The sequence below is a fragment of the Priestia sp. 3CA3 genome, from assembly GCF_056836725.1.
This window is the reverse complement of the sequence record NZ_JBXENJ010000001.1, coordinates 365,439-384,694: the sequence shown is the minus strand read 5'-3', so window position 1 is coordinate 384,694 and position 19,256 is coordinate 365,439. Positions and strand designations below refer to the sequence as shown.

Genomic DNA, 19,256 nt, shown 5'->3' with positions numbered 1-19,256 from the left:
CATCTCCTTGTATGTCTTAACCGAAACGACCTGTAATATAATCTTCTGTGCGTTTATCAGATGGCATTGAGAAGATTTTATCTGTTTCTGCGTACTCTACCACTTCTCCATTTAAGAAAAATGCTGTTTTATCTGAAATACGTGCCGCTTGCTGCATATTATGTGTAACAATAATAATGCTGAAGTCTTTCTTTAATTCTTGTACTAACTCTTCTACTTTTAATGTCGAAATTGGATCGAGTGCAGAAGTAGGCTCATCCATTAAAATAACGTCGGGTTCAATAGCCAAGCAGCGCGCAATACAGATACGCTGCTGTTGTCCACCTGACAACCCATTCGCATTTTGATTCAAACGATCTTTAACTTCGTCCCAAATAGCTGCTCCTCGTAAACTTTTTTCAACAATTTCATCTAGTTTTTTCTTGTTGCGAACGCCATGAATTCTTGGACCGTACGCGATATTATCATAAATAGATTTTGGGAACGGATTTGGTTTTTGGAAAACCATTCCTACTTGCGTGCGCAGCTCTTCCACATGGTACGATTTATCAAAAATATTTTTTCCTCTATACTCAATTTCACCTGATGTACGGACAATTGGCGTCATTTCTACCATACGATTTAACGTTTTAATATATGTTGATTTTCCGCAGCCCGATGGACCGATGATCGCGGTAACTTCGTTAGCATGAATGTCTAAATCAATATTTTTTAAGGCATGTGTGTTGCCATACCATAAATTCAAACCTTTTGTTTTATATACAATTTCTTTTGTTTGCGGAGTATTTACTTTTTCTTTGTTAGTCAATTCCATTGTTATTGCCATTGGATAATCCTCCTTCATCGTCTTTAACCGTTTTGAGCACAATAAAAGTCTCTCTATGTCTATTTAATATCTATTGTTTACTATTAGTGTAAATACATACGAGAAGCCGAACGCTTCCCCTTATTTTGATCATTTCTATTAATCCTTACACTTACAGAATAATAGCCGACTATTAATTGTGTTTTAACTCAATGTAAAGCTTTTGTAAATGAAGGCCTATCTGCGTGTTTTTTAGGTAAAAAACTAGTTCTTACGACCCTTAAATTCAATAAAAAACCATATATGTAAAGATTTCTAACAAAAAAGAAGAGGTTGAGACATAACTAAATTAATTTGATATAAAGATAAGTAAATTAGATAAATAAGCCAGTACGAATCACTTCTTCTGACACCACTGTTGATTTCCGTGCAAGCAGGCGGCCGGTGAGCCTCGTTGTCGCTTCCGCTCCTGCGGGGTCTCACTTCTTCCGCTTTTCCGGCAGAAGTCTTCGCCCTGCCCTCCAATCAACCGCTTAAAGCACCTACTTACATGAAATCTACGTTCACCCTCTCAATAAAAAAATCCGAACAGCGTTAATTCTTAATCAACGTCGTTCGGATCTTACTTCAACTAATATGCTTTTTCCCAGCCTCTTTAATTGGCGTCGTTTGCAATGACAGCCTGTTGATTCTCTTCTTGATCTTTTACTTCTTGTTCACCTTTTTTCTTTAAATCAAAATACGTATCGAGCGCAGAACGAGCAAGCTCTTTTGTAATGGTATTTGGTGCACTTGGCACAAATGCCGATGGTACCACGACAGCTACTGCAATTTCAGGATCATTTGCCGGAGCAAAGGCCACAAAGTTTGAGTTATTAACTTTAATCGGATCCCCTCCGCTTGGGTTTTTCTCATAGGCTTGTGCCGTTCCAGATTTACCAGCAGGATTATAGTTCGCTGTATGGAAAGCTGCGTACCCTGTACCGCCTTGTTCCTGCGTAACCCGCTTAAAGCCATTTTGAACATCTTTAATGTATTCTTCTTTCATCGTGATACGATTTAACACATCAGGTTCAAATGAATGCTGCGTACCGCCAATTTCATCGGTTTTTATCGTTGGCTTTCGGATTTCTTTTACTAGCTGCGGCTTGATGCGATACCCTCCATTAGCTATTGCAGAAGTATATTGAACAAGCTGCAGCGGCGTGTACGTATCATACTGGCCAATTCCTAAATCAAGCGCTGTACCTGGAACATTGCTTCCGCCTTGTACACCTGTTGATTCGTTATCGAGGTTTATGCCTGTTGATACGCCTAAGCCGAACTGACTGTAGTACGAACGCAGTTCGCTGAATGTGTCAGGTTTAATCGGTAAAGTCATGTTCTTGTGGTACTGTAATCCAGCCATCGCCATTACCGTTTTAAACATAAATACGTTGGATGAATATTTTAACGCGGATGAATACGTTAAGGGTCCTAACCCCTCAGCCTCAGCTGATTTCTTAATTGGTGTTCCTTTAATTTTTAACGGTTCATCAACGAACACTGTGTTTGGCTTAATAGCTCCTGAATCTAAGCCAGCTAGAACCGTTGCCCCTTTTACAACAGAGCCCATTGTATAAGATGTTGAAATATTCCCTAATGCAAAATCTTCTATTTTAGGTACCCCAGTCTTCTTATCAATGGTGTATTTTTTACCTGCCATTGTTAAGATTTCTCCTGTGTGAGGATCCATCATAATCACAAAAGCACGGTCTAAAAACTGCGTTCCTTTCATTTTCTTTTTGGCTAAAAGCTGGTCCGTAATTTGTTTTTCTACCGCTTTTTGAAGCTCCATATCAATAGTTAAAACTAAATCACTGCCGCGTTCGCCTTTCGACACTTGAATTGTATCAAGGAGATTTCCTTTATCATCTGTTACATACTGGACTTTTTCTTTTTGACCGCTGAGCTGAGCTTCGTATTGCTTCTCTAAATAGCTCGTCCCAACTTGGTCATTTCGACTATAGCCTCTTGATAAGTAATACTGTACTTTATCTTTGGGCAGACCCTCGTTGGCAGAGGATACATTTCCAAGCAAAGTACGGAGAGTGCTGTTTTCTGGGTATGAGCGATCCCAATACGTTGTTGTATCAACACCCGGAAGTTCATCTAAATGCTCACTTACAACGGCATACTCTTCATTTGTCACACCGCTTTTAACAATTTGCGGGGTGTTAGAATAACCTGCCTCCATTTGGCGCTTAATAGCTAGAACTTCTAAATCACTCTTTAAACTTTCTAAATCTTTTTTAGAAATGCGGTCTAACTGACGTTGATACAGTTCGTCATCAGTCATTTCACCATCTTGAACTTTTTTACGATCAGCTTTCGTAATTTTCTGCTCCGCTTCTTTAGGGTGAAGCATAATCCAATAATCCTTCATGTCGCGTTCTGTAATTTTTACCACGTTTTTAGCATCTTTATTCTTTCTATTTTCTGGAATATCAATCACATTTGTGGTGTAAGGAACATCGATCATAGTGGCTAACTTTTTAGCGATGCGCAGCCTTTCTTCAGCTGTATTTCCTTGAAAACGAGTATATGTAATCGTATTTAAAGAGGTATTATCTACAATTACGCGGTTATACCGATCGTACATTTTCCCTCGAGGAACAGGCGTACTGACTGTAACGTCCTGTGTTTTTTCGACTTCTCGTTCGTAATTCTCACCGTACACAATTTGAACAAGTCCCAACCGCAAAATTAATACGGAAAATAGGGCAAATACGGTCAAGAAAAGTAAGTTCACACGAAAAGGCACATGACTTTTTCTTCTTTTTTTCTTTTTCATACCAACACCTACACTTTATAAAACATATATACCATAACACCATAAAATCAGACATTTAGCAAATAAATAGACACCTGGCAGGTGCCTATTTACACAACGTATTTATTCTAAAAGAAAAGCGAGGCATTTTCCATAGTACAAATGAAGGAGCTGATAATACTCTAAGCTGGAGACTCTCCGTCTCCTTCATTTAATACTGGAGGAGTAACAGTCGTTTCTTTTTTGTGCAGAGGCTGTGAGATATGTCTTACACAAAAATAAATGATCGTATGCCCTGCTCCAACAATAGCTAATAAAACGGGAATACTTTTTGCTTCATCAAAAAATAGTACGGCTATTAAAAATAAAGATATGGAAACAACGCGCCCAATATTCAGAAATACTTCTCTGACAACAATGTATTCGATTCTTTTTGAAACAACGTCCTTTGCTCGTCCAATCACATCGTACGTTAGAGAAATGAATGGAACCAACAAAATAGGATAGGCAATGGCAATACAAACAGCATATATAATTAACTTTGGATACGATAAGTTAAAGATAAGCAAAAAGACTGCTCCATAGAGAAGGAGGCCCCCGGTGAAAATAAATCGAAGGCGATTTTTTTGCTTAATAAATCTTGAGGCTACATAGTATCCTACAAACGCCACCGCTGAATTCACCAGTCCATAAGTTCCTAAAGCTAATTCACTTCCCGTCGTAATAAATACCATGACGGATACGACAAAAATGAACGTACCTTCACGCAATCCTTGAAAGAAATGAGCCTGTAATATTCGATTCCAGTCTTTGTTGACTTTTCGTTCAGCCCACACTTCTTTAAATTTGTATACTCCTTCAGCTGCGCGTCTTGTAATAAAAAAACTAAGCACAACGGCACCGACAAACAATAGCAGAGATACACCAAACACAATTTTATACCCAAGTGATTCATACAAAGCGGAAATAACAAAGCCCGCTCCTAAAGGACCAATCATCCCTGCAAAAGAGTTTAAGATCCCTAAAAATCCGTTAAAAAAGTCTCTTGTATCAGGTTCTGTAATTTCAAAGGTTAGCACATTAAAAGCTAGCCAATAAAAGCCATATCCTATACCCAGCAGTCCACCAAGCAATACTAAATACTCGGCTGCGTTAGCTCCACTGACTAATACAGCGATATAAAAAACAGCTAAAAAAGATACGCCTAACCTTAAAACCACAACCCGGTCAATTCGTTTGGCCCATTTACCTGCTAAAATAAACGTAAGCGGCTGAAGCACCACTACCGCTAAATTATAAATAGCGAGATCCGAAAATTCGCCTGATTGTTTCCACAGATAAATGTTAACAAACGAATTGGAAATTGAAATAGCCAAGGCATAAAGACCGCCTATAATTAAAAGCAAAAGTAAATCTTTACTAACTTCTACATCTCCAACTACTTTTTTTAATAAAGGCATATCAAAAAACTCCTTTTCTCTTCTACACCTAGTGTGTGAAAAAGAAAAGGAGATATGTAAAAGAATTGGAAAACAAAAAAGCCAGTAAAGGTAATAATTACTTTACTGGCTCTTAAATACGTCTTCAGCTTATTTTGCAGCGTCGTAACGCTTAGCAACTTCGTCCCATTTTACAACATTAAAGAATGCTGAAATGTAATCTGGACGGCGGTTTTGATAATTTAAGTAGTAAGCGTGCTCCCAAACGTCTAGACCAAGAATTGGCGTTTTGCCTTCCATTAATGGGCTATCTTGGTTTGGTGTGCTTGTTACTTCTAATTCGCCGTTGTTTACAACTAACCAAGCCCAGCCAGAACCGAAGCGAGTTTTAGCTGCATTTGCAAATTCTTCTTTGAATTGATCAAAGCTGCCGAATTTGCTAGCGATAGCGTCTGCTAATTCACCAGTTGGAGCACCGCCGCCGTTAGGGCAAAGGATTGTCCAAAATAATGAGTGGTTCGCATGACCGCCACCGTTATTGCGTACTGCTGTACGGATATCTTCAGGAACAGCATCTAAGTTTGAAATTAACTCTTCAATACTTTTGCTTTCTAAATCCGCTTTGCCTTCAACAGCAGCGTTTAGGTTTGTAACATATGTGTTGTGATGTTTTGTGTGGTGAATATTCATTGTTTCTTTGTCGATATGTGGTTCCAGTGCATCGTATGCATAAGGTAGTTCTGGTAATTTGTAAGCCATGAATAATTCCTCCTTCAAAATATGTAAGCATTTTGGCGCAAAAGCACCATATACGTTTAGATTAGCAAATTTACCCTACTCTTTCAAATAAAAAGTACCTAATCCATGATTTATATTTACCTAATTCCCATTCGCTATTCTTTTAAACATAAAAAAAGCTTCTTTTTCTCAAAAGAAGCTTTGAATAGACAATAGTATGGCGGAGGAAGAGGGATTCGAACCCCCGCGGGCTTTAACACCCCTGTCGGTTTTCAAGACCGATCCCTTCAGCCGGACTTGGGTATTCCTCCAACCCTATAAATGGTGGACCCTGCAGGACTCGAACCTGCGACCGGACGGTTATGAGCCGTCTGCTCTAACCAGCTGAGCTAAGGGTCCACATGGCTCCACAGGTAGGACTCGAACCTACGACCGATCGGTTAACAGCCGATAGCTCTACCACTGAGCTACTGTGGAACAATATGAATTATGTATGTCACAAACGTAAATTGGAAAATAGCGGCGGAGGGGATCGAACCCCCGACCTCACGGGTATGAACCGTACGCTCTAGCCAGCTGAGCTACACCGCCATGGCTCCACAGGTAGGACTCGAACCTACGACCGATCGGTTAACAGCCGATAGCTCTACCACTGAGCTACTGTGGAACAATATAACATTTACTAGCGACATTAAAAATTTAACATGTTTCTGGCCTAAAGTCAATATATTATTTTAAAACAGCGTATAAAAAATAGGCAATCATCAACAGTTGAATAAATCCTTTTGAGATAGCGCCACTAAAAAAGCCAATAACCGAACCTACTCCAATTTTTACTGCGTTGCTAATTGTGGTCCGATGAACAATCAGTTCTCCTACAATCGCTCCGATAAACGGCCCTAAAATAATTCCAAATCCCGGAATAACAAACGGACCCACAAGCAATCCAACTGTACTTCCCCAAACGCCTGCTTTAGTGCCTCCGAATTTTTTCACACCAATAATATTAGCGATATAGTCTGCTAAAAAAAGTGCGACAACTAACAATCCTTGTATCACCCAAAATAACCAGCTATAGGAGCTAAAATCATAAAATAAACCGTATATGACAAATCCTAGCGCTACAAATAGCACGCTTGGGATGATGGGATAAACCAACCCAACAAACGATACAACAAAGCTAATGATAACTAATGCCCAACATAAAATAGCCATGCCCGCACCTATCCTTTTTATTATTACTATTTATCATACAATAACCACTCCTATAAAGAAAGACCTTGCACCACGAGACCTTCCTTTATTTTACTTTCGAATATATCTTCAGATAACGATTTTCGAGTGTACCACTGCACTATTAACAGCACAGTCCTCAAACTGCCCGTAATAACCCCCAAAAACAATGACAGCAAAATCTGTACATATAAAGAAATGCTTTTGACAAAACGCTCCATCGCACCATTGTAATTGGTAACGTTTTCTAAAACCTATTGTAAACCTTAAATTTCCGCTATAAAATAAGGTATAATCAGAATTTTAAATAATAGGAGGCTTTACAATGAGCATGCTGAAAAAGATAGCATGGAGTTTTACTTCCTTTCAAAAAATAAAGTCGCTTCGCTTTGAGCATACGAATAAAACAATTGGCTTTGTGCTGTTTTTAACATTCATTTCTTTGCTGCCTACATTTTTCTTTATGACTTTGACAATTGTAAACGGCTATCATACCGCGACTACAGATCTCCCGAAATCTGTTTCTTCTTTTTCTATTTCAAATTCACAGCTTACGTCAAGCCAACCTTTCACAAAAAAAGTAAACGGTACCGCTTTTATCTTAGACCCCTCACAGTCTATTGAACGGTTTCATTCCCCTGCTCATGCAATTGGTTTTTTAAAGGATGGAATTTATATCACGACTAATTCACAAACACAAACGTATTCATATGAGTTGCTAAACTGGCATCATAAAGATAAAAATGAACTGTTAAACTTGCTGCACGAACAAAAATTTTCTTTATACATACTTGTCCCTATCGCTATGCTTTTACTGTACGTATTAACATCTGGACTAAACTTCCTTTCTATTACCTGCCTTGCTTATCTTGGAAAACTGATTGGACTCATCACTAAGAAGCAGCTTCCTTTCAAACAGCTATGGGCACTGAGCGCTTATAGTACGGTAGCCTTCACGCTGCTTTATACGCTTTTTGAAGCTTTTTCTTTGTCTCTAGCAACACATAGCTCTCTTTACTGGATAGGAACGTTCTTCATTTACTTATTGCTCGTCACAAGGGTTCCTATGAGAAAAAAGGTAAAATCTAATAAAGCGATTGAAACATAACGAAATGAATCCAATCAACCGCTAGAAGCACCTACATACATAAAATCTATGTTTACCCTGCCAATGAAAAACTCCGAACGAATTTAATTCTTGATCAAGAATCAAATTTGTTCGGAGCTTCTTCAACTAACATACTTTTGTCCCAGCCTCTTTATTTCTGTACAACTTTTCTTCTCCCCATTGCAGAAGAAAAAATTTTCAACTGATACAAAACCCACAAACCTCCTGCTGCGAGCAAACTAAAGCTATAAATAAACATCAGCCTTTCAGTATGCATCCACACTTCAAAAACAACGGGTCCCAACGCTACTCCTAAAAATCTCACCGTTCCATAAATGGATACAATAAATCCTCTTTCTTCGTCTGAAGCCGCTGAAGTAATCATCATATTAATACAAGGAAGAACAAATCCTAAGCCGCCAAAGGCGACTGTCAAACAAAACATCAGCACAGGAAGCGTATAAATCACCGTTAATACTCCAAACATTACGAATAAAAGAATCATTCCTACTATCATCAATTTTTTCATGAGCACTACATCTGTTTTGATTCGCTGACCGGTCCAATAAGAAACGAGCGTCATCGCGCCAAGAGGAAATAAAAAAGCGGTTCCTTTGAAAAAACCGTCTATATGATACGTTTCCTCTATTAAAAAAGATAAGTAATATAAAATGCCAAATAATAAAAACAACCCCAGTCCCCCCACAAAGAATAAAGGAAAAAGCGATTTTCTTTTATCATAGACGATCCCAATGGCTCTCTTTAAATACTCTCCAACAGATACTGAATCTGAACCTGTTTTCGCTTCTCTCACATACATGCCTATACCTACTAAAGCAGCACCTGCAGCTAAAGGATACACAAAAAATGCGGCATACCATACAACGAGTGCCGCCGTTGCTCCAATTATAGGTGCAACCACTTTTCCAGCTCCATTATATACTTCTAAAATCCCAAGGACTTTTGCTCTTTTTTCCCCTGTAAATACATCTCCAGTTAATGCCATTGCCAACGTTGTAGTACCAGCAGCGCCAATCCCTTGAATCACTCTTCCAGCCATCAACACAGCAAAGCTTCCAGAAGAGACCAAAGCGCTACTAGCAGCGACAAGGCTACCGATTATCATCACGATGAGGGAATACATAATTAATTTTTTACGTCCATATCGATCTGATAAAATTCCTACCGCAGGAATACACAATGCAGCCGGAATAGAAAATACACTCAGTATCAAACTGGTTTGGACTCCACTTAAGTGAAGTGACTTTTGAATGCTTGGCAGCAGAGGAATGAGCATGGAATTTCCCAGCACCATGATTAAAGGCAATAAGCCTAATGAAACAATCATTAATTTTTCTTTCAAATTTCGTTCTCCAATCATATTTAAGTAAGACAAGCATAGGCTTTACACATAAGCAAAAGAATGAAGGAGGAGCATAATGAAAAAGCTATGTGCATTAGCCGCTTTCGCTTTTATCGGATATATTTGTCACTACGACATTAAATACGGGACCATTCCTACTGCGACTGAAGCAGTTCAAGTCAGCAAAGCGCAGCCTGCAGAAACAAAAGCCGCCAGCTCTTCTTCAATCTATACAAAAATAAAAATTAAGCCAGGCGATACAGTTTTGTCCGTCATTGAAGAGCTTACAAAAAAATCGATACCGGTTTCTATGAACCAAATGATTAAAGACTTTAAGAAGTTAAATAACGGTACAGCGCCTGAAGATATTCAAATTGGAAAAACGTATAAGTTCCCTATTTACAAGTAATGACAGCATTCTTCTTGTCAAGATGGGATAGTCATTGTTAAAATAGCTAAGGTAGTACTTTCTACTAGTTATTTTGTTCATAAAGAGTTATTCTATTAATGAATTCAAATTCTTGATTTCATTTTGAAGGAGAGATTATCACGTGAGTGAAATTATACATCGTACAAAAACACGCCCCGTTAAAGTTGGAGATTTAACAATTGGGGGCAGTAACGAATTAGTTATTCAAAGTATGACAACCACTAAAACACATGATGTTGAAGCAACGGTTGCAGAAATTAAACGTTTAGAAGAAGCAGGATGCCAAGTTGTTCGTGTTGCTTGTCCAGATGAGCGCGCAGCAGATGCAATCCCTGAAATTAAAAAACGCATTAACATTCCATTAGTTGTAGATATTCATTTTGACTATCGCTTAGCGTTAAAAGCAATTGAAGGCGGAGCGGATAAAATCCGTATCAACCCAGGTAATATTGGACGCCGTGAAAAAGTGGAAGCTGTTGTAAATGCTGCAAAAGCTAAAAATATTCCAATTCGTATTGGAGTTAACGCCGGTTCACTGGAAAAACGTATTTTAGATAAATACGGCTATCCGACAGCAGATGGCATGGTAGAAAGTGCACTTCATCACATTAAAATTTTAGAAGACCTTGATTTTCATGACATCATCGTTTCAATGAAAGCATCCGATGTTAACTTGGCAATTGAAGCATATGAAAAAGCTGCTCAAGCTTTTGACTACCCTCTTCACTTAGGAATTACAGAATCGGGTACATTATTTGCGGGAACTGTAAAAAGTGCAGCAGGTCTTGGCGCTATTTTGTCTAAAGGAATCGGAAATACATTACGTATTTCTTTAAGTGCGGATCCTGTAGAAGAAGTAAAAGTTGCACGCGAGTTGCTAAAATCATTCGGTTTAGCTTCCAATGCTGCAACGCTTATTTCTTGCCCAACTTGCGGACGTATTGAAATTGATTTAATTAGCATTGCTAATGAAGTTGAAGAGTATATTTCAACCGTAAAAGCACCGATTAAAGTAGCGGTACTTGGCTGCGCTGTAAACGGTCCTGGCGAAGCTCGTGAAGCTGATATCGGGATTGCAGGAGCACGCGGTGAAGGTCTTCTATTCCGCAAAGGTGAAATCGTACGCAAAGTTCCGGAAGAAACAATGGTTGAGGAACTAAAAAAAGAAATTGATAAAATTGCTGCTGAATATCACGCAAAGCAAGAAGCTGAAAAAGCTGCAGCTAAATCATAACCAAAAAAAGCGAGGCGCATATGCGCCTCGCTTTTTTTATGAAAAGAACGGTAATATAAACGTACCGACAATAATCGATACAACTCCGATCCCTATTGCCCATGCTCCTAGCGTAAGTGCTCCTTTTCTGCGTGCGATAAACCCTAGAATAATCCCAGCGGCACCAAGAATAATTGGTAAAAAGAATAGTGAAAGAATCGAAAGCACGAGTGCGAAACGACCGTATCCCGTTCCTTCTCCTCGTCCAGCGACTTCATGATTGCGATTGCGGTCAATATCTATAACTTCACGCTCTGCATGTGGCTCTCCTACTCGGTAAGGAACGCCCACTTCAGCTGCAGTTTCTTCCATGAAATCAGCTTCATATACATCTTTTCTACGCCTTTGTTCTTCATTCTCCATGCTTAATCCCTCGCTTTCGTAAATAAGGAGCATTTATAGTATCTGAATGCGAGAAAAAATTATAAGTGTTAATCTTATACAGCTGCTCATTTTCTTGCAAAAATAGATACCTGCACGATTCCCACACCGTATAATCATCCTTATCTTTTTTCTTAAGGAGTATAAAAAGTATTACTGTTTCTCTTTAGGCTTTATGTTACACTAGACAAGAATAATCAAGCACCTAAGTAGAATAAACGTATTAAAGGAGTGCACGTAGTTGACAAAAAAGTTTGGAATTGACATTGATGGAACTGTTACCTCTCCTGAAACTTTTGTTCCTCATTTAAATAAAGCCTTTAACTTAAATTTAACACTTGAAGATATTACAGAATATGATTTCAGCCCTTTTGTAAATGTATCACCTGCAGAACTCGGGAAATGGTTTAAAGCAAATGAACGCTCTATTTACGAAACCTCTCCACTTGCAGACGATGCAAAAGCGGTTTTGCAAAAGTGGCATCAAAAGCACGAATTATTCTTTATTAGTGCAAGGCACGATCAGCTATTGGACGTCACGGAAGAATGGTTTCAAAAAAATGAGCTATCGTTTCATCACATTGAGTTAGTCGGCTCTCATTTTAAAGTTGAGACAGCAAAACGATACGATGTTGATATCTTTTTTGAAGACAAACATGATAATGCTTGTGAAATCAGTGAAGAATGCAATATTCCCGTTATCTTATTTGATACTCCTTATAATCGCTTACCTGTTCCAAAAGGAGTGGTTCGCGTATATAACTGGCTAGAAGCAGATCAGTGGGTAGCCGACTGGTTAAAAGAACAGCAAAAATAAAAAAGAGAGGTGCATAGCACCCTCTCTTTTTTATTGATTACATTCTATACATTGACCGTAAATTTCGAATTTATGGCCTGTAATATTATACCCTCGCAAATCCTCGTCTACATACTCCATCGGACAAGCTTCAATTTCTTTTGTTTTTCCACAATCTAAACAAATGAAGTGGTGATGATGATGAGCAGTTGCACATTTAAATCGAAAGTGCTTTTCGCTCGAAAGCTCCGTCATTTCAAGTACGCCTAACTCCACAAATAATGATAAATTACGGTAGATTGTATCAAAACTTAGACCAGGATAATCAGGCTTCATATATTCTAATACATCTTTTGCCGTTAAGTACTTATTTGATTTTGAAAACAAGGCAAGCATTTCTTCACGTTTTCCTGTATGTTTATATCCTTGATCTTTTAATAAATGAATGGCTTCAGTTAAATTCATTTTTGTTTCCCCTTCCGTCCTTTATTAATCATAATAGATATGATTAAAATAACAACAGCAATGACAACAATTGTACCGCCTGGTGCTAAATCCAAGTAGTACGCTGAAAATAATCCGCCTAAAACAGATATTTCACCAAAAATCACCGAAAGCAGAATCGTTTGTTTAAAGCCTCTAGCTAAGCGAATGCTTGCTGCTACAGGAAGAGTCATAAGCGATGACACCAATAGAATACCGACGATACGCATCGATACAGCAATGACAAGAGCAACCATCACGATAAATAAAAAGTGCATCCACTTCGATTTAATTCCAGAAGCAGAAGCATGCTCCTCGTCAAAAGATAAAATAAATAATTCTTTATATAAGAAAAAGACAATAGCTATTACAAATACGGCTATGACAACAACTGTCCAAAGATCCGAACGACTAACTGCACTCACGCTTCCAAACAAATAATTCATTAAATCATTATTAAAACCGTCTGCCAGCGAGATACAAATTGCACTAATACCAATTCCGCCCGATAAAATAATCGGAATGGCCAGCTCTTGATAGTGCTTGTAGACCCCTCGAAGCTTCTCGATAAAAAGAGCCCCTGTAACGGAAGACACCATTCCTAAATAGACGGGGTTCACTCCTTGCATAAACCCTATTTTCTGACTAAGAAGCAAGCTCGCAGAAATTCCGGCTAGCGTCACGTGACTTAACGCGTCTGCAATTAAAGAAAGACGTCTTACTACGATGAACGTGCCCAATAAAGGAGCTAAGACGCCAATAATCATACCTGTTAAAAATGCATTTCGCAAAAACTCAAATTGAAATAAACTGCTTATCATACGTGCTGCCCTCCATGATGATGATCATGGGTTAACACATGAACATTATGACCATAAAACATAGATACGTCATGTTCACAAAGCTGTTCGAATTCTTTGGCATTCCCATGAAAGTGTAAAAATTTATTTAAACAAGCAACGTGGGTTACTTTTTCCGAGACAGTTCCAATATCGTGAGTAACAAGCACAAGCGTAATTCCTTTTTCTTTATTTAACTTTTCAAGAAGCTCATAAAAAGTGTATACATTTTGTGCATCCACTCCGACCGTAGGCTCATCTAAAATTAACAGCTCGGGCTCACTTACAAGCGCGCGTGCAATAAAAATTCGCTGCTGCTGACCACCGGATAGCTCTCCTATGTTTCGATTTAAAAATTCGCTCATCCCCACTGCTTCTACCGCTTCTTTTACCTTTTGTTTATGAGAGGCATTCATAAAGCGAAACAAACCTAGTTTTGAAGTAAGGCCCGTGGAAACCACTTCAAAAACGGTAGCAGGAAAGCCGCTGTTGAAACTATTCGCTTTTTGCGATACATATCCAATTTTACTTCGTTCTTTAAACCTTCTCTGATCTTTTCCAAATAAACGAATTGAACCTTGAGATGGTTTTTGCAAACCAAGCAAACATTTGATTAGCGTTGATTTCCCAGAACCATTTGGACCAACGAGCCCCAAAAAAGCTCCTTTTGGAATTGAAAAACTTATATCTTCTAATACATTCACTCCATCATATTGAAATGATAAATGATCAATTTCAATGATATCAGGTGTATTCATATGCGCCTCACCATTCTTTTTTTATATTTCTCCATACAAAAGAGGGCACGGTTTCTATCGTATACTCCGTTACCCATTTACTTTCTCAGAATCATTACGATTTAGTCATTAATGTAGTATACAGGATTGTCTTTTATTTGTAAACTAAGCCGTTTCACTCTTTCGCTTTCTTACCCCCGTAGGTTCATCCGACTCAAAATGTTGTTTTATTACACAATATAGTCACATCTTTCTTTTTTATTCATAAACTGTATATGACGAGGAGGTAATCATATGAAAATTGTACAGCAGATTGTCAATAAGAAAGTAAACAATATTACCCCGAAAGAGCTTTTAAAGTATAGCAAACAATACAACATCCCCATTACAGATCAGCAGGCACACACCCTTGTATCTGTCATTAGACAGCAGCCCGTAAATATTTATAACCTTGAAGAGCGCCGAAATTTAATCAAACAAATTGCTCAAGTAACAGATCGTGAAACTGCCAGACGCGTGAACGAATTATTTCAGCAGTTAATGTAAAAGAAGAGGTCATGTCTGTAGACATGACCTCTTTCAATCACATATGAAATTACATAAGCTTTTGTTTTAATTCTGAATCAAAGCTTTGTGCACGAATCATATCAATTTCCAATTGATATGGCGCTTTTTTATTTTTCTTATCTTCTCCTACATAAGGAGTTTCTAGAATTTTAGGAACTTCTTTAAACGCTGGGTGATGAACAATATAATTCAGTGCACCAAATCCGATTTCACCAAACCCAATGTTTTCATGACGGTCTTTTCGAGCACCGCATACATTTTTACTATCATTGATGTGAAGCACTTTAATTCGCTGTATTCCTACGGTTTTGTCAAATTCATTTAATACACCGTCAAAGTCTTGAACGATATCGTAACCAGCATCATGTACGTGACATGTGTCAAAACAAACAGAGAGCTTTTCATTGTGCGTCACACCATCAATAATTTGGGCGATTTCTTCAAAGCTTCTTCCACACTCTGTTCCTTTTCCAGCCATTGTCTCAAGCGCAATTTGAACTTCTTGATCAGCTGTCAACACTTCGTTTAGACCGTTGATAATTTGCTGAATACCAGCATCTGCTCCGGCCCCCACATGAGCCCCTGGATGAAGAACAATTTGCTTTGCGCCAAGAGCATGGGTGCGCTGAATTTCAGACGTTAAGAAATCTACTCCAAGCTCAAATGTTTCGGGCTTTGTTGTATTCCCTAAATTAATGATATAAGGAGCATGTACAACAATATCTTTCATTCCATGCTCTTTCATATGCAAAAGACCAGCTTCAATATTAAGCTCTTCAATCTTTTTGCGACGAGTATTTTGTGGAGCGCCTGTATAGATCATAAACGTATTTGCTCCATAAGAAGCTGCCTCTTCACTTGCTCCTAAAAGCATCTTTTTGCCGCTCATCGATACGTGAGAACCAATTTTCAACATTCTTTTTTACACCTCTAACCTATTGCGATTAACGATTGTTGCGTCTTTCACTACGCTTTTTCTTTTGCACGTACTTTGTAATTTCACGAGCACGTTTTTTCTTATAGCCAGGCTTTACTTTCTTAGGCTTTTGAATAAAGCGATGTGCCTCTTCTCCCACTTCATCCGCTTTCTTCACACGCTTTTTACGGCGGTTACGGTCATCAATAGAAACCCATTCTTGCTTTTGAAGATCTTTGTTTACAAACTCGATTCCCATTTTCTCTAGCTTATTTACTGCATCTTCATCTTCCACATCGAAGATTGTAGCAGCAATTCCAGAATGACCAGCACGAGCTGTACGGCCTACGCGGTGAATGTAGAAATCTAGATCTGAAGGAAGCTCAAAGTTAATAACGTGTGAAATCCCTTCAATATCAATACCGCGAGCTGCTAAATCTGTCGCTACTACGTATTGAAATTCTAAATTATTAATTTGCTTCATCATTTTCTTACGGTCACGAGGAGATAAGTCTCCGTGAATTCTTCCTACTTTTAAGCCTTTAGACAGTAGGTCATCTGCTACTTCGTCCGCCATTTTCTTTGTATTTGTAAAGACGATAGCTAAATAAGGATTATACGAAATAAGCATATCGTGCAGCAGCTTAAACTTGTTACGATGACGTAGTGGAACTAATACATGCTCTAATTTAGCCGCTGCTGCTTGCTTCGGCGAAACATGCGTAAATTTTGGATTTTCCATGTATTTTTTTAAGAATGGCTTTAATTTTTCAGGAATCGTTGCTGAAAAAACAAGCATCTGTAATTTTTCAGGCATGTTGCTTGCCAAACGGTCCACATCTTCTAAAAATCCCATATCAAGCATTAAATCAGCTTCGTCTACTACTAACGCCTTAGTTGTATACACAACTAACGCTTTTTCATTTACTAAATCAAACAAACGAGCCGGTGTTCCTACAACCACTTGAGGCTGTTTCTTTAATTTGTCGATTGTACGCTGCTTATCTGTACCGCCGATAAAACATTTTGCTGAAATTTCTTCTCCTTCAGCACTGTGTTTTGTTAGCTTTAAGACTTCTTGATAAATTTGAGAAGCAAGCTCACGAGTTGGAGCGGTAATTACAACTTGTACTTCTTCTTTTTTAGGATCTACCTTTTCAAGTAAAGGCAACAAATAAGCGTGTGTTTTGCCCGTCCCTGTTTGTGACTGACCAATTACACTTTCCCCTTTTAAAACGGCAGGAATTAAGCGCTCTTGAATCTCTGTAGGCTGATAAAAACCTAATTGTTTAATTGCTTCTATTAAAAATGGTTGAAACTCAAAACGTTCAAAGTTTGTTTTTTCCATAATAGTCTCCTTTTTTACATTCACGTTCATCTTTTAAGGCACAATATATGATTATAATCGATTTTTCCTTCTGTGACTACTTCTCATTCATATTACTAAAACTTATTACCTGTTTCAAAAACATTTTATCGCGAGTTGCATACGATAGTAAAAGAAAATCTACTTTACTAAAGGAGGTGCGTCCTTTGCTACAGCGAAGACCACCATTTCCACCCGGTATGCAAAGAAGAATGATGCCAGGAATGCCACCGCAAAACGGTTTTGGGCAACAACCTGGTAACTTTGGCCAATTTAATCCATTACAGCAGTTTCGTAACTTTGCCCAGCAAACAAATGCTCAACAATCATTTTACCCGAATCAGCAAGGCCTGAACCGTGGAGGAGGTAACTTCTTAACTCGCCTATTCCGAAGAGGCGGGAATAGAAACATCCCCTTTCAACAAGCAGCAGCTGCTGCTCCTCGAGGTTCTTTGTTTTCAGGCCTTTCAGGAGCCCAAGGTGCTGCAGGAGCGACCAACTCTTCTTCCCTGCTTGGAGGTTTGCAAGGTTTAACGAACCCTGCTAACTTAAGCTCCATGATGGGAAATGTTCAGCGAGTATTAAAAGCTGCGGAAACGATGGGACCTATGATTCAACAATACGGACCTCTTGTCAAAAATGCTCCTTCTCTATGGAAAATCTATCAAGCCCTGCGCTCAAGTGACGATACAGATGAAGTACTCGAAGCAGAAGGAACAGAGGTTGCTGAAACTGATGAAAGCAAAGACAGTAAGGTTTTGTCAACAGGCGCAGAAAGCACGGATTCATCTGATGATGAGCTGGATTTCTTCGAAGAAGAAATTGAACTTTCCTCTAGAGATCGAGTGTCTAAACCAAAACTTTATATTTGATAAATCTGCTAGTTCCGTAAGTAAAGACAGTAAGTAAAAAAAGAATATCTTTGTATTCTTCCTTCCTCTTTTATATAATAGAAGCGAGTTGAATTGCTCGTCAGGATTATGATGAGGAGGAAATTGAAATGAAAGTTATTAAAATCGCACCGCGCGGCTATTGTTATGGTGTAGTAGACGCAATGGTCATTGCACGAAACGCCGCTTTAGATAAATCATTGCCTCGACCAATCTATATCTTAGGAATGATTGTTCATAATAAACACGTTACAGATGCGTTTGAAGAGGACGGCATTATCACACTGGACGGTGCTAATCGCCTAGAAATCTTAGACCAAATAAATGAAGGAACCGTTATTTTTACGGCGCACGGAGTATCTCCAGAAGTAAAAGAACGAGCAAAAGAAAAAGGTTTAACAACAATCGATGCTACATGTCCGGATGTTACAAAAACCCACGACCTTATTCGCCAAAAAGAAAAAGAAGGTTATGACGTTATTTATATCGGAAAAAGAAATCATCCTGAGCCAGAAGGTGCACTTGGCATCGCACCAGATATCGTTCATTTAATTGAAAAAGCAGAAGACGTAGCCCATTTAAATATTCAACGTGAAAAAGTCATTGTAACCAATCAGACAACAATGAGTCAGTGGGACGTTGCAGATGTCATGGAAAAAGTAAAAGAAAAATATCCGCACGCTGAAGTTCACAAGGAAATTTGTTTAGCTACACAAGTTCGCCAAGAAGCTGTAGCTGAGCAAGCAGGTGAAGCAGATGTTACAATCGTAGTAGGAGATCCTAAAAGTAACAATTCAAACCGTCTAGCTCAAGTATCAATGGAGATTGCCGGCACTGAGGCATATCGCATCGGTGACATCTCAGAGCTTCAGATCGAATGGTTGATGAACGCGAAAACCGTAGCTGTTACGGCAGGCGCATCTACCCCTACTCCAATCACAAAAGAGGTCATCAATTTTCTAGATCAGTTCGATCCGGAAGATGAAACAACATGGACACGTGAAAAAAGTGTGCCTCTTTCAAAAATTTTACCAAAAGTTCGAACAAAAAAATCGTCTTAATAGACGCAAAAGAAGGTGT

Annotated in this window: 20 protein-coding genes and 5 tRNA genes; 7 read left to right on the top strand and 18 right to left on the bottom strand. The window is 38.6% G+C overall.

Annotated elements, in window-relative coordinates; all coding sequences use genetic code 11:
* Positions 1 to 16 precede the first annotated feature (16 nt).
* The 11 genes from pstB to AC1VNJ_RS01900 all read right to left on the bottom strand — a co-directional run bounded on the left by pstB (position 17) and on the right by AC1VNJ_RS01900 (position 7,009).
* Entirely contained in the window at positions 17 to 814 is a 798-nt protein-coding gene (pstB, locus tag AC1VNJ_RS01950) for a phosphate ABC transporter ATP-binding protein PstB (protein ID WP_370506071.1), read from the bottom strand.
* A 388-nt stretch (positions 815 to 1,202) separates the two neighbouring features.
* On the bottom strand, positions 1,203 to 1,334 hold the full coding sequence (locus AC1VNJ_RS01945) for a hypothetical protein (RefSeq protein WP_255219741.1): 132 nt from the start codon (positions 1,332 to 1,334) through the stop codon (positions 1,203 to 1,205).
* 126 nt (positions 1,335 to 1,460) lie between these two features.
* The gene (locus tag AC1VNJ_RS01940; RefSeq protein ID WP_033579690.1) at positions 1,461 to 3,638 is read right to left on the bottom strand and encodes a peptidoglycan D,D-transpeptidase FtsI family protein; all 2,178 of its coding nucleotides are present in this window, start codon (positions 3,636 to 3,638) and stop codon (positions 1,461 to 1,463) included.
* Between the two features lie 161 nt (positions 3,639 to 3,799).
* Entirely contained in the window at positions 3,800 to 5,077 is a 1,278-nt protein-coding gene (locus AC1VNJ_RS01935; RefSeq protein ID WP_033579689.1) for an MFS transporter, read from the bottom strand.
* 129 nt (positions 5,078 to 5,206) lie between these two features.
* Positions 5,207 to 5,815, bottom strand: a complete 609-nt coding sequence (sodA, locus tag AC1VNJ_RS01930; RefSeq protein ID WP_013059198.1) for a superoxide dismutase SodA — start codon at positions 5,813 to 5,815, stop codon at positions 5,207 to 5,209.
* A 197-nt stretch (positions 5,816 to 6,012) separates the two neighbouring features.
* Positions 6,013 to 6,105 (bottom strand) — tRNA-Ser (locus tag AC1VNJ_RS01925).
* 11 nt (positions 6,106 to 6,116) lie between these two features.
* Positions 6,117 to 6,193 (bottom strand) — tRNA-Ile (locus tag AC1VNJ_RS01920).
* Between the two features lie 3 nt (positions 6,194 to 6,196).
* Positions 6,197 to 6,271 (bottom strand) — tRNA-Asn (locus AC1VNJ_RS01915).
* Between the two features lie 40 nt (positions 6,272 to 6,311).
* Positions 6,312 to 6,385: transfer RNA gene (locus AC1VNJ_RS01910), tRNA-Met, on the bottom strand.
* 1 nt (position 6,386) lies between these two features.
* Positions 6,387 to 6,461: transfer RNA gene (locus tag AC1VNJ_RS01905), tRNA-Asn, on the bottom strand.
* A gap of 62 nt (positions 6,462 to 6,523) precedes the next feature.
* The gene (locus AC1VNJ_RS01900) at positions 6,524 to 7,009 is read right to left on the bottom strand and encodes a DUF456 domain-containing protein (protein ID WP_028411626.1); all 486 of its coding nucleotides are present in this window, start codon (positions 7,007 to 7,009) and stop codon (positions 6,524 to 6,526) included.
* A gap of 343 nt (positions 7,010 to 7,352) precedes the next feature.
* Here AC1VNJ_RS01900 and AC1VNJ_RS01895 point away from each other — a divergent pair, with 343 nt between their 5' ends.
* A complete protein-coding gene (locus AC1VNJ_RS01895) occupies positions 7,353 to 8,135 on the top strand; it encodes a DUF1189 domain-containing protein (RefSeq protein ID WP_482640271.1) in 783 nt (260 codons plus the stop codon).
* Between the two features lie 151 nt (positions 8,136 to 8,286).
* On the opposite strand, the gene AC1VNJ_RS01890 is transcribed toward AC1VNJ_RS01895, so the two are convergent.
* Positions 8,287 to 9,498, bottom strand: coding sequence for an MFS transporter (locus AC1VNJ_RS01890; protein ID WP_482640270.1), 1,212 nt, complete (start codon positions 9,496 to 9,498; stop codon positions 8,287 to 8,289).
* Between the two features lie 76 nt (positions 9,499 to 9,574).
* On the opposite strand from AC1VNJ_RS01890, the gene AC1VNJ_RS01885 reads away from it, so the two are divergent.
* Together AC1VNJ_RS01885 and ispG are read left to right on the top strand one after the other, a co-directional pair.
* A complete protein-coding gene (locus AC1VNJ_RS01885; RefSeq protein WP_033579687.1) occupies positions 9,575 to 9,907 on the top strand; it encodes a hypothetical protein in 333 nt (110 codons plus the stop codon).
* 151 nt (positions 9,908 to 10,058) lie between these two features.
* Positions 10,059 to 11,162, top strand: a complete 1,104-nt coding sequence (gene ispG, locus AC1VNJ_RS01880; protein ID WP_201763664.1) for a flavodoxin-dependent (E)-4-hydroxy-3-methylbut-2-enyl-diphosphate synthase — start codon at positions 10,059 to 10,061, stop codon at positions 11,160 to 11,162.
* 36 nt (positions 11,163 to 11,198) lie between these two features.
* Here the strand turns inward: ispG and AC1VNJ_RS01875 are convergent, their stop codons facing one another.
* The gene (locus AC1VNJ_RS01875; protein WP_013059205.1) at positions 11,199 to 11,564 is read right to left on the bottom strand and encodes a G protein-coupled receptor family protein; all 366 of its coding nucleotides are present in this window, start codon (positions 11,562 to 11,564) and stop codon (positions 11,199 to 11,201) included.
* 259 nt (positions 11,565 to 11,823) lie between these two features.
* Here AC1VNJ_RS01875 and AC1VNJ_RS01870 point away from each other — a divergent pair, with 259 nt between their 5' ends.
* The gene (locus AC1VNJ_RS01870; protein WP_034271152.1) at positions 11,824 to 12,399 is read left to right on the top strand and encodes a 5' nucleotidase, NT5C type; all 576 of its coding nucleotides are present in this window, start codon (positions 11,824 to 11,826) and stop codon (positions 12,397 to 12,399) included.
* Between the two features lie 30 nt (positions 12,400 to 12,429).
* Here the strand turns inward: AC1VNJ_RS01870 and AC1VNJ_RS01865 are convergent, their stop codons facing one another.
* The 3 genes from AC1VNJ_RS01865 to AC1VNJ_RS01855 are packed head-to-tail and all read right to left on the bottom strand — an operon-like array spanning position 12,430 to position 14,458.
* The gene (locus AC1VNJ_RS01865; RefSeq protein ID WP_013059207.1) at positions 12,430 to 12,843 is read right to left on the bottom strand and encodes a Fur family transcriptional regulator; all 414 of its coding nucleotides are present in this window, start codon (positions 12,841 to 12,843) and stop codon (positions 12,430 to 12,432) included.
* Positions 12,840 to 13,682: a metal ABC transporter permease gene (locus tag AC1VNJ_RS01860; protein ID WP_028411633.1), complete on the bottom strand. Its 843-nt coding sequence runs from the start codon at positions 13,680 to 13,682 to the stop codon at positions 12,840 to 12,842. Before AC1VNJ_RS01860 ends, AC1VNJ_RS01865 begins: the two co-directional genes overlap by 4 nt.
* Positions 13,679 to 14,458: a metal ABC transporter ATP-binding protein gene (locus AC1VNJ_RS01855; RefSeq protein ID WP_028411634.1), complete on the bottom strand. Its 780-nt coding sequence runs from the start codon at positions 14,456 to 14,458 to the stop codon at positions 13,679 to 13,681. Before AC1VNJ_RS01855 ends, AC1VNJ_RS01860 begins: the two co-directional genes overlap by 4 nt.
* A gap of 273 nt (positions 14,459 to 14,731) precedes the next feature.
* On the opposite strand from AC1VNJ_RS01855, the gene AC1VNJ_RS01850 reads away from it, so the two are divergent.
* On the top strand, positions 14,732 to 14,983 hold the full coding sequence (locus AC1VNJ_RS01850; RefSeq protein ID WP_013059210.1) for a DUF2624 domain-containing protein: 252 nt from the start codon (positions 14,732 to 14,734) through the stop codon (positions 14,981 to 14,983).
* A gap of 49 nt (positions 14,984 to 15,032) precedes the next feature.
* Here AC1VNJ_RS01850 and AC1VNJ_RS01845 read toward each other — a convergent pair whose 3' ends face one another.
* Both AC1VNJ_RS01845 and AC1VNJ_RS01840 read right to left on the bottom strand, forming a co-directional pair.
* Positions 15,033 to 15,920, bottom strand: coding sequence for a deoxyribonuclease IV (locus AC1VNJ_RS01845; protein WP_028411635.1), 888 nt, complete (start codon positions 15,918 to 15,920; stop codon positions 15,033 to 15,035).
* 28 nt (positions 15,921 to 15,948) lie between these two features.
* Entirely contained in the window at positions 15,949 to 17,268 is a 1,320-nt protein-coding gene (locus tag AC1VNJ_RS01840; protein ID WP_099000494.1) for a DEAD/DEAH box helicase, read from the bottom strand.
* Between the two features lie 185 nt (positions 17,269 to 17,453).
* Here AC1VNJ_RS01840 and AC1VNJ_RS01835 point away from each other — a divergent pair, with 185 nt between their 5' ends.
* Complete coding sequence (locus AC1VNJ_RS01835; RefSeq protein ID WP_028411637.1) at positions 17,454 to 18,158, top strand: YqfQ family protein; 705 nt, start codon at positions 17,454 to 17,456, stop codon at positions 18,156 to 18,158.
* Between the two features lie 128 nt (positions 18,159 to 18,286).
* Positions 18,287 to 19,237, top strand: coding sequence for a 4-hydroxy-3-methylbut-2-enyl diphosphate reductase (locus tag AC1VNJ_RS01830; RefSeq protein WP_028411638.1), 951 nt, complete (start codon positions 18,287 to 18,289; stop codon positions 19,235 to 19,237).
* The last annotated feature ends 19 nt before the right edge of the window (positions 19,238 to 19,256 follow it).

Bases quoted from the DNA above. Each gene is read 5' to 3' on its own strand.
- AC1VNJ_RS01900 (WP_028411626.1), bottom strand. From the start codon at position 7,009: ATGGCTATTTTATGTTGGGCATTAGTTATCATTAGCTTTGTTGTATCG.
- AC1VNJ_RS01895 (WP_482640271.1), top strand. From the start codon at position 7,353: ATGAGCATGCTGAAAAAGATAGCATGGAGTTTTACTTCCTTTCAAAAA.
- AC1VNJ_RS01830 (WP_028411638.1), top strand. From the start codon at position 18,287: ATGAAAGTTATTAAAATCGCACCGCGCGGCTATTGTTATGGTGTAGTA.
- AC1VNJ_RS01940 (WP_033579690.1), bottom strand. From the start codon at position 3,638: ATGAAAAAGAAAAAAAGAAGAAAAAGTCATGTGCCTTTTCGTGTGAAC.
- AC1VNJ_RS01855 (WP_028411634.1), bottom strand. From the start codon at position 14,458: ATGAATACACCTGATATCATTGAAATTGATCATTTATCATTTCAATAT.
- pstB (WP_370506071.1), bottom strand. From the start codon at position 814: ATGGAATTGACTAACAAAGAAAAAGTAAATACTCCGCAAACAAAAGAA.
- AC1VNJ_RS01850 (WP_013059210.1), top strand. From the start codon at position 14,732: ATGAAAATTGTACAGCAGATTGTCAATAAGAAAGTAAACAATATTACC.
- AC1VNJ_RS01935 (WP_033579689.1), bottom strand. From the start codon at position 5,077: ATGCCTTTATTAAAAAAAGTAGTTGGAGATGTAGAAGTTAGTAAAGAT.
- AC1VNJ_RS01885 (WP_033579687.1), top strand. From the start codon at position 9,575: ATGAAAAAGCTATGTGCATTAGCCGCTTTCGCTTTTATCGGATATATT.
- AC1VNJ_RS01865 (WP_013059207.1), bottom strand. From the start codon at position 12,843: ATGAATTTAACTGAAGCCATTCATTTATTAAAAGATCAAGGATATAAA.
- AC1VNJ_RS01840 (WP_099000494.1), bottom strand. From the start codon at position 17,268: ATGGAAAAAACAAACTTTGAACGTTTTGAGTTTCAACCATTTTTAATA.
- AC1VNJ_RS01845 (WP_028411635.1), bottom strand. From the start codon at position 15,920: ATGTTGAAAATTGGTTCTCACGTATCGATGAGCGGCAAAAAGATGCTT.
- AC1VNJ_RS01875 (WP_013059205.1), bottom strand. From the start codon at position 11,564: ATGGAGAATGAAGAACAAAGGCGTAGAAAAGATGTATATGAAGCTGAT.
- sodA (WP_013059198.1), bottom strand. From the start codon at position 5,815: ATGGCTTACAAATTACCAGAACTACCTTATGCATACGATGCACTGGAA.
- AC1VNJ_RS01860 (WP_028411633.1), bottom strand. From the start codon at position 13,682: ATGATAAGCAGTTTATTTCAATTTGAGTTTTTGCGAAATGCATTTTTA.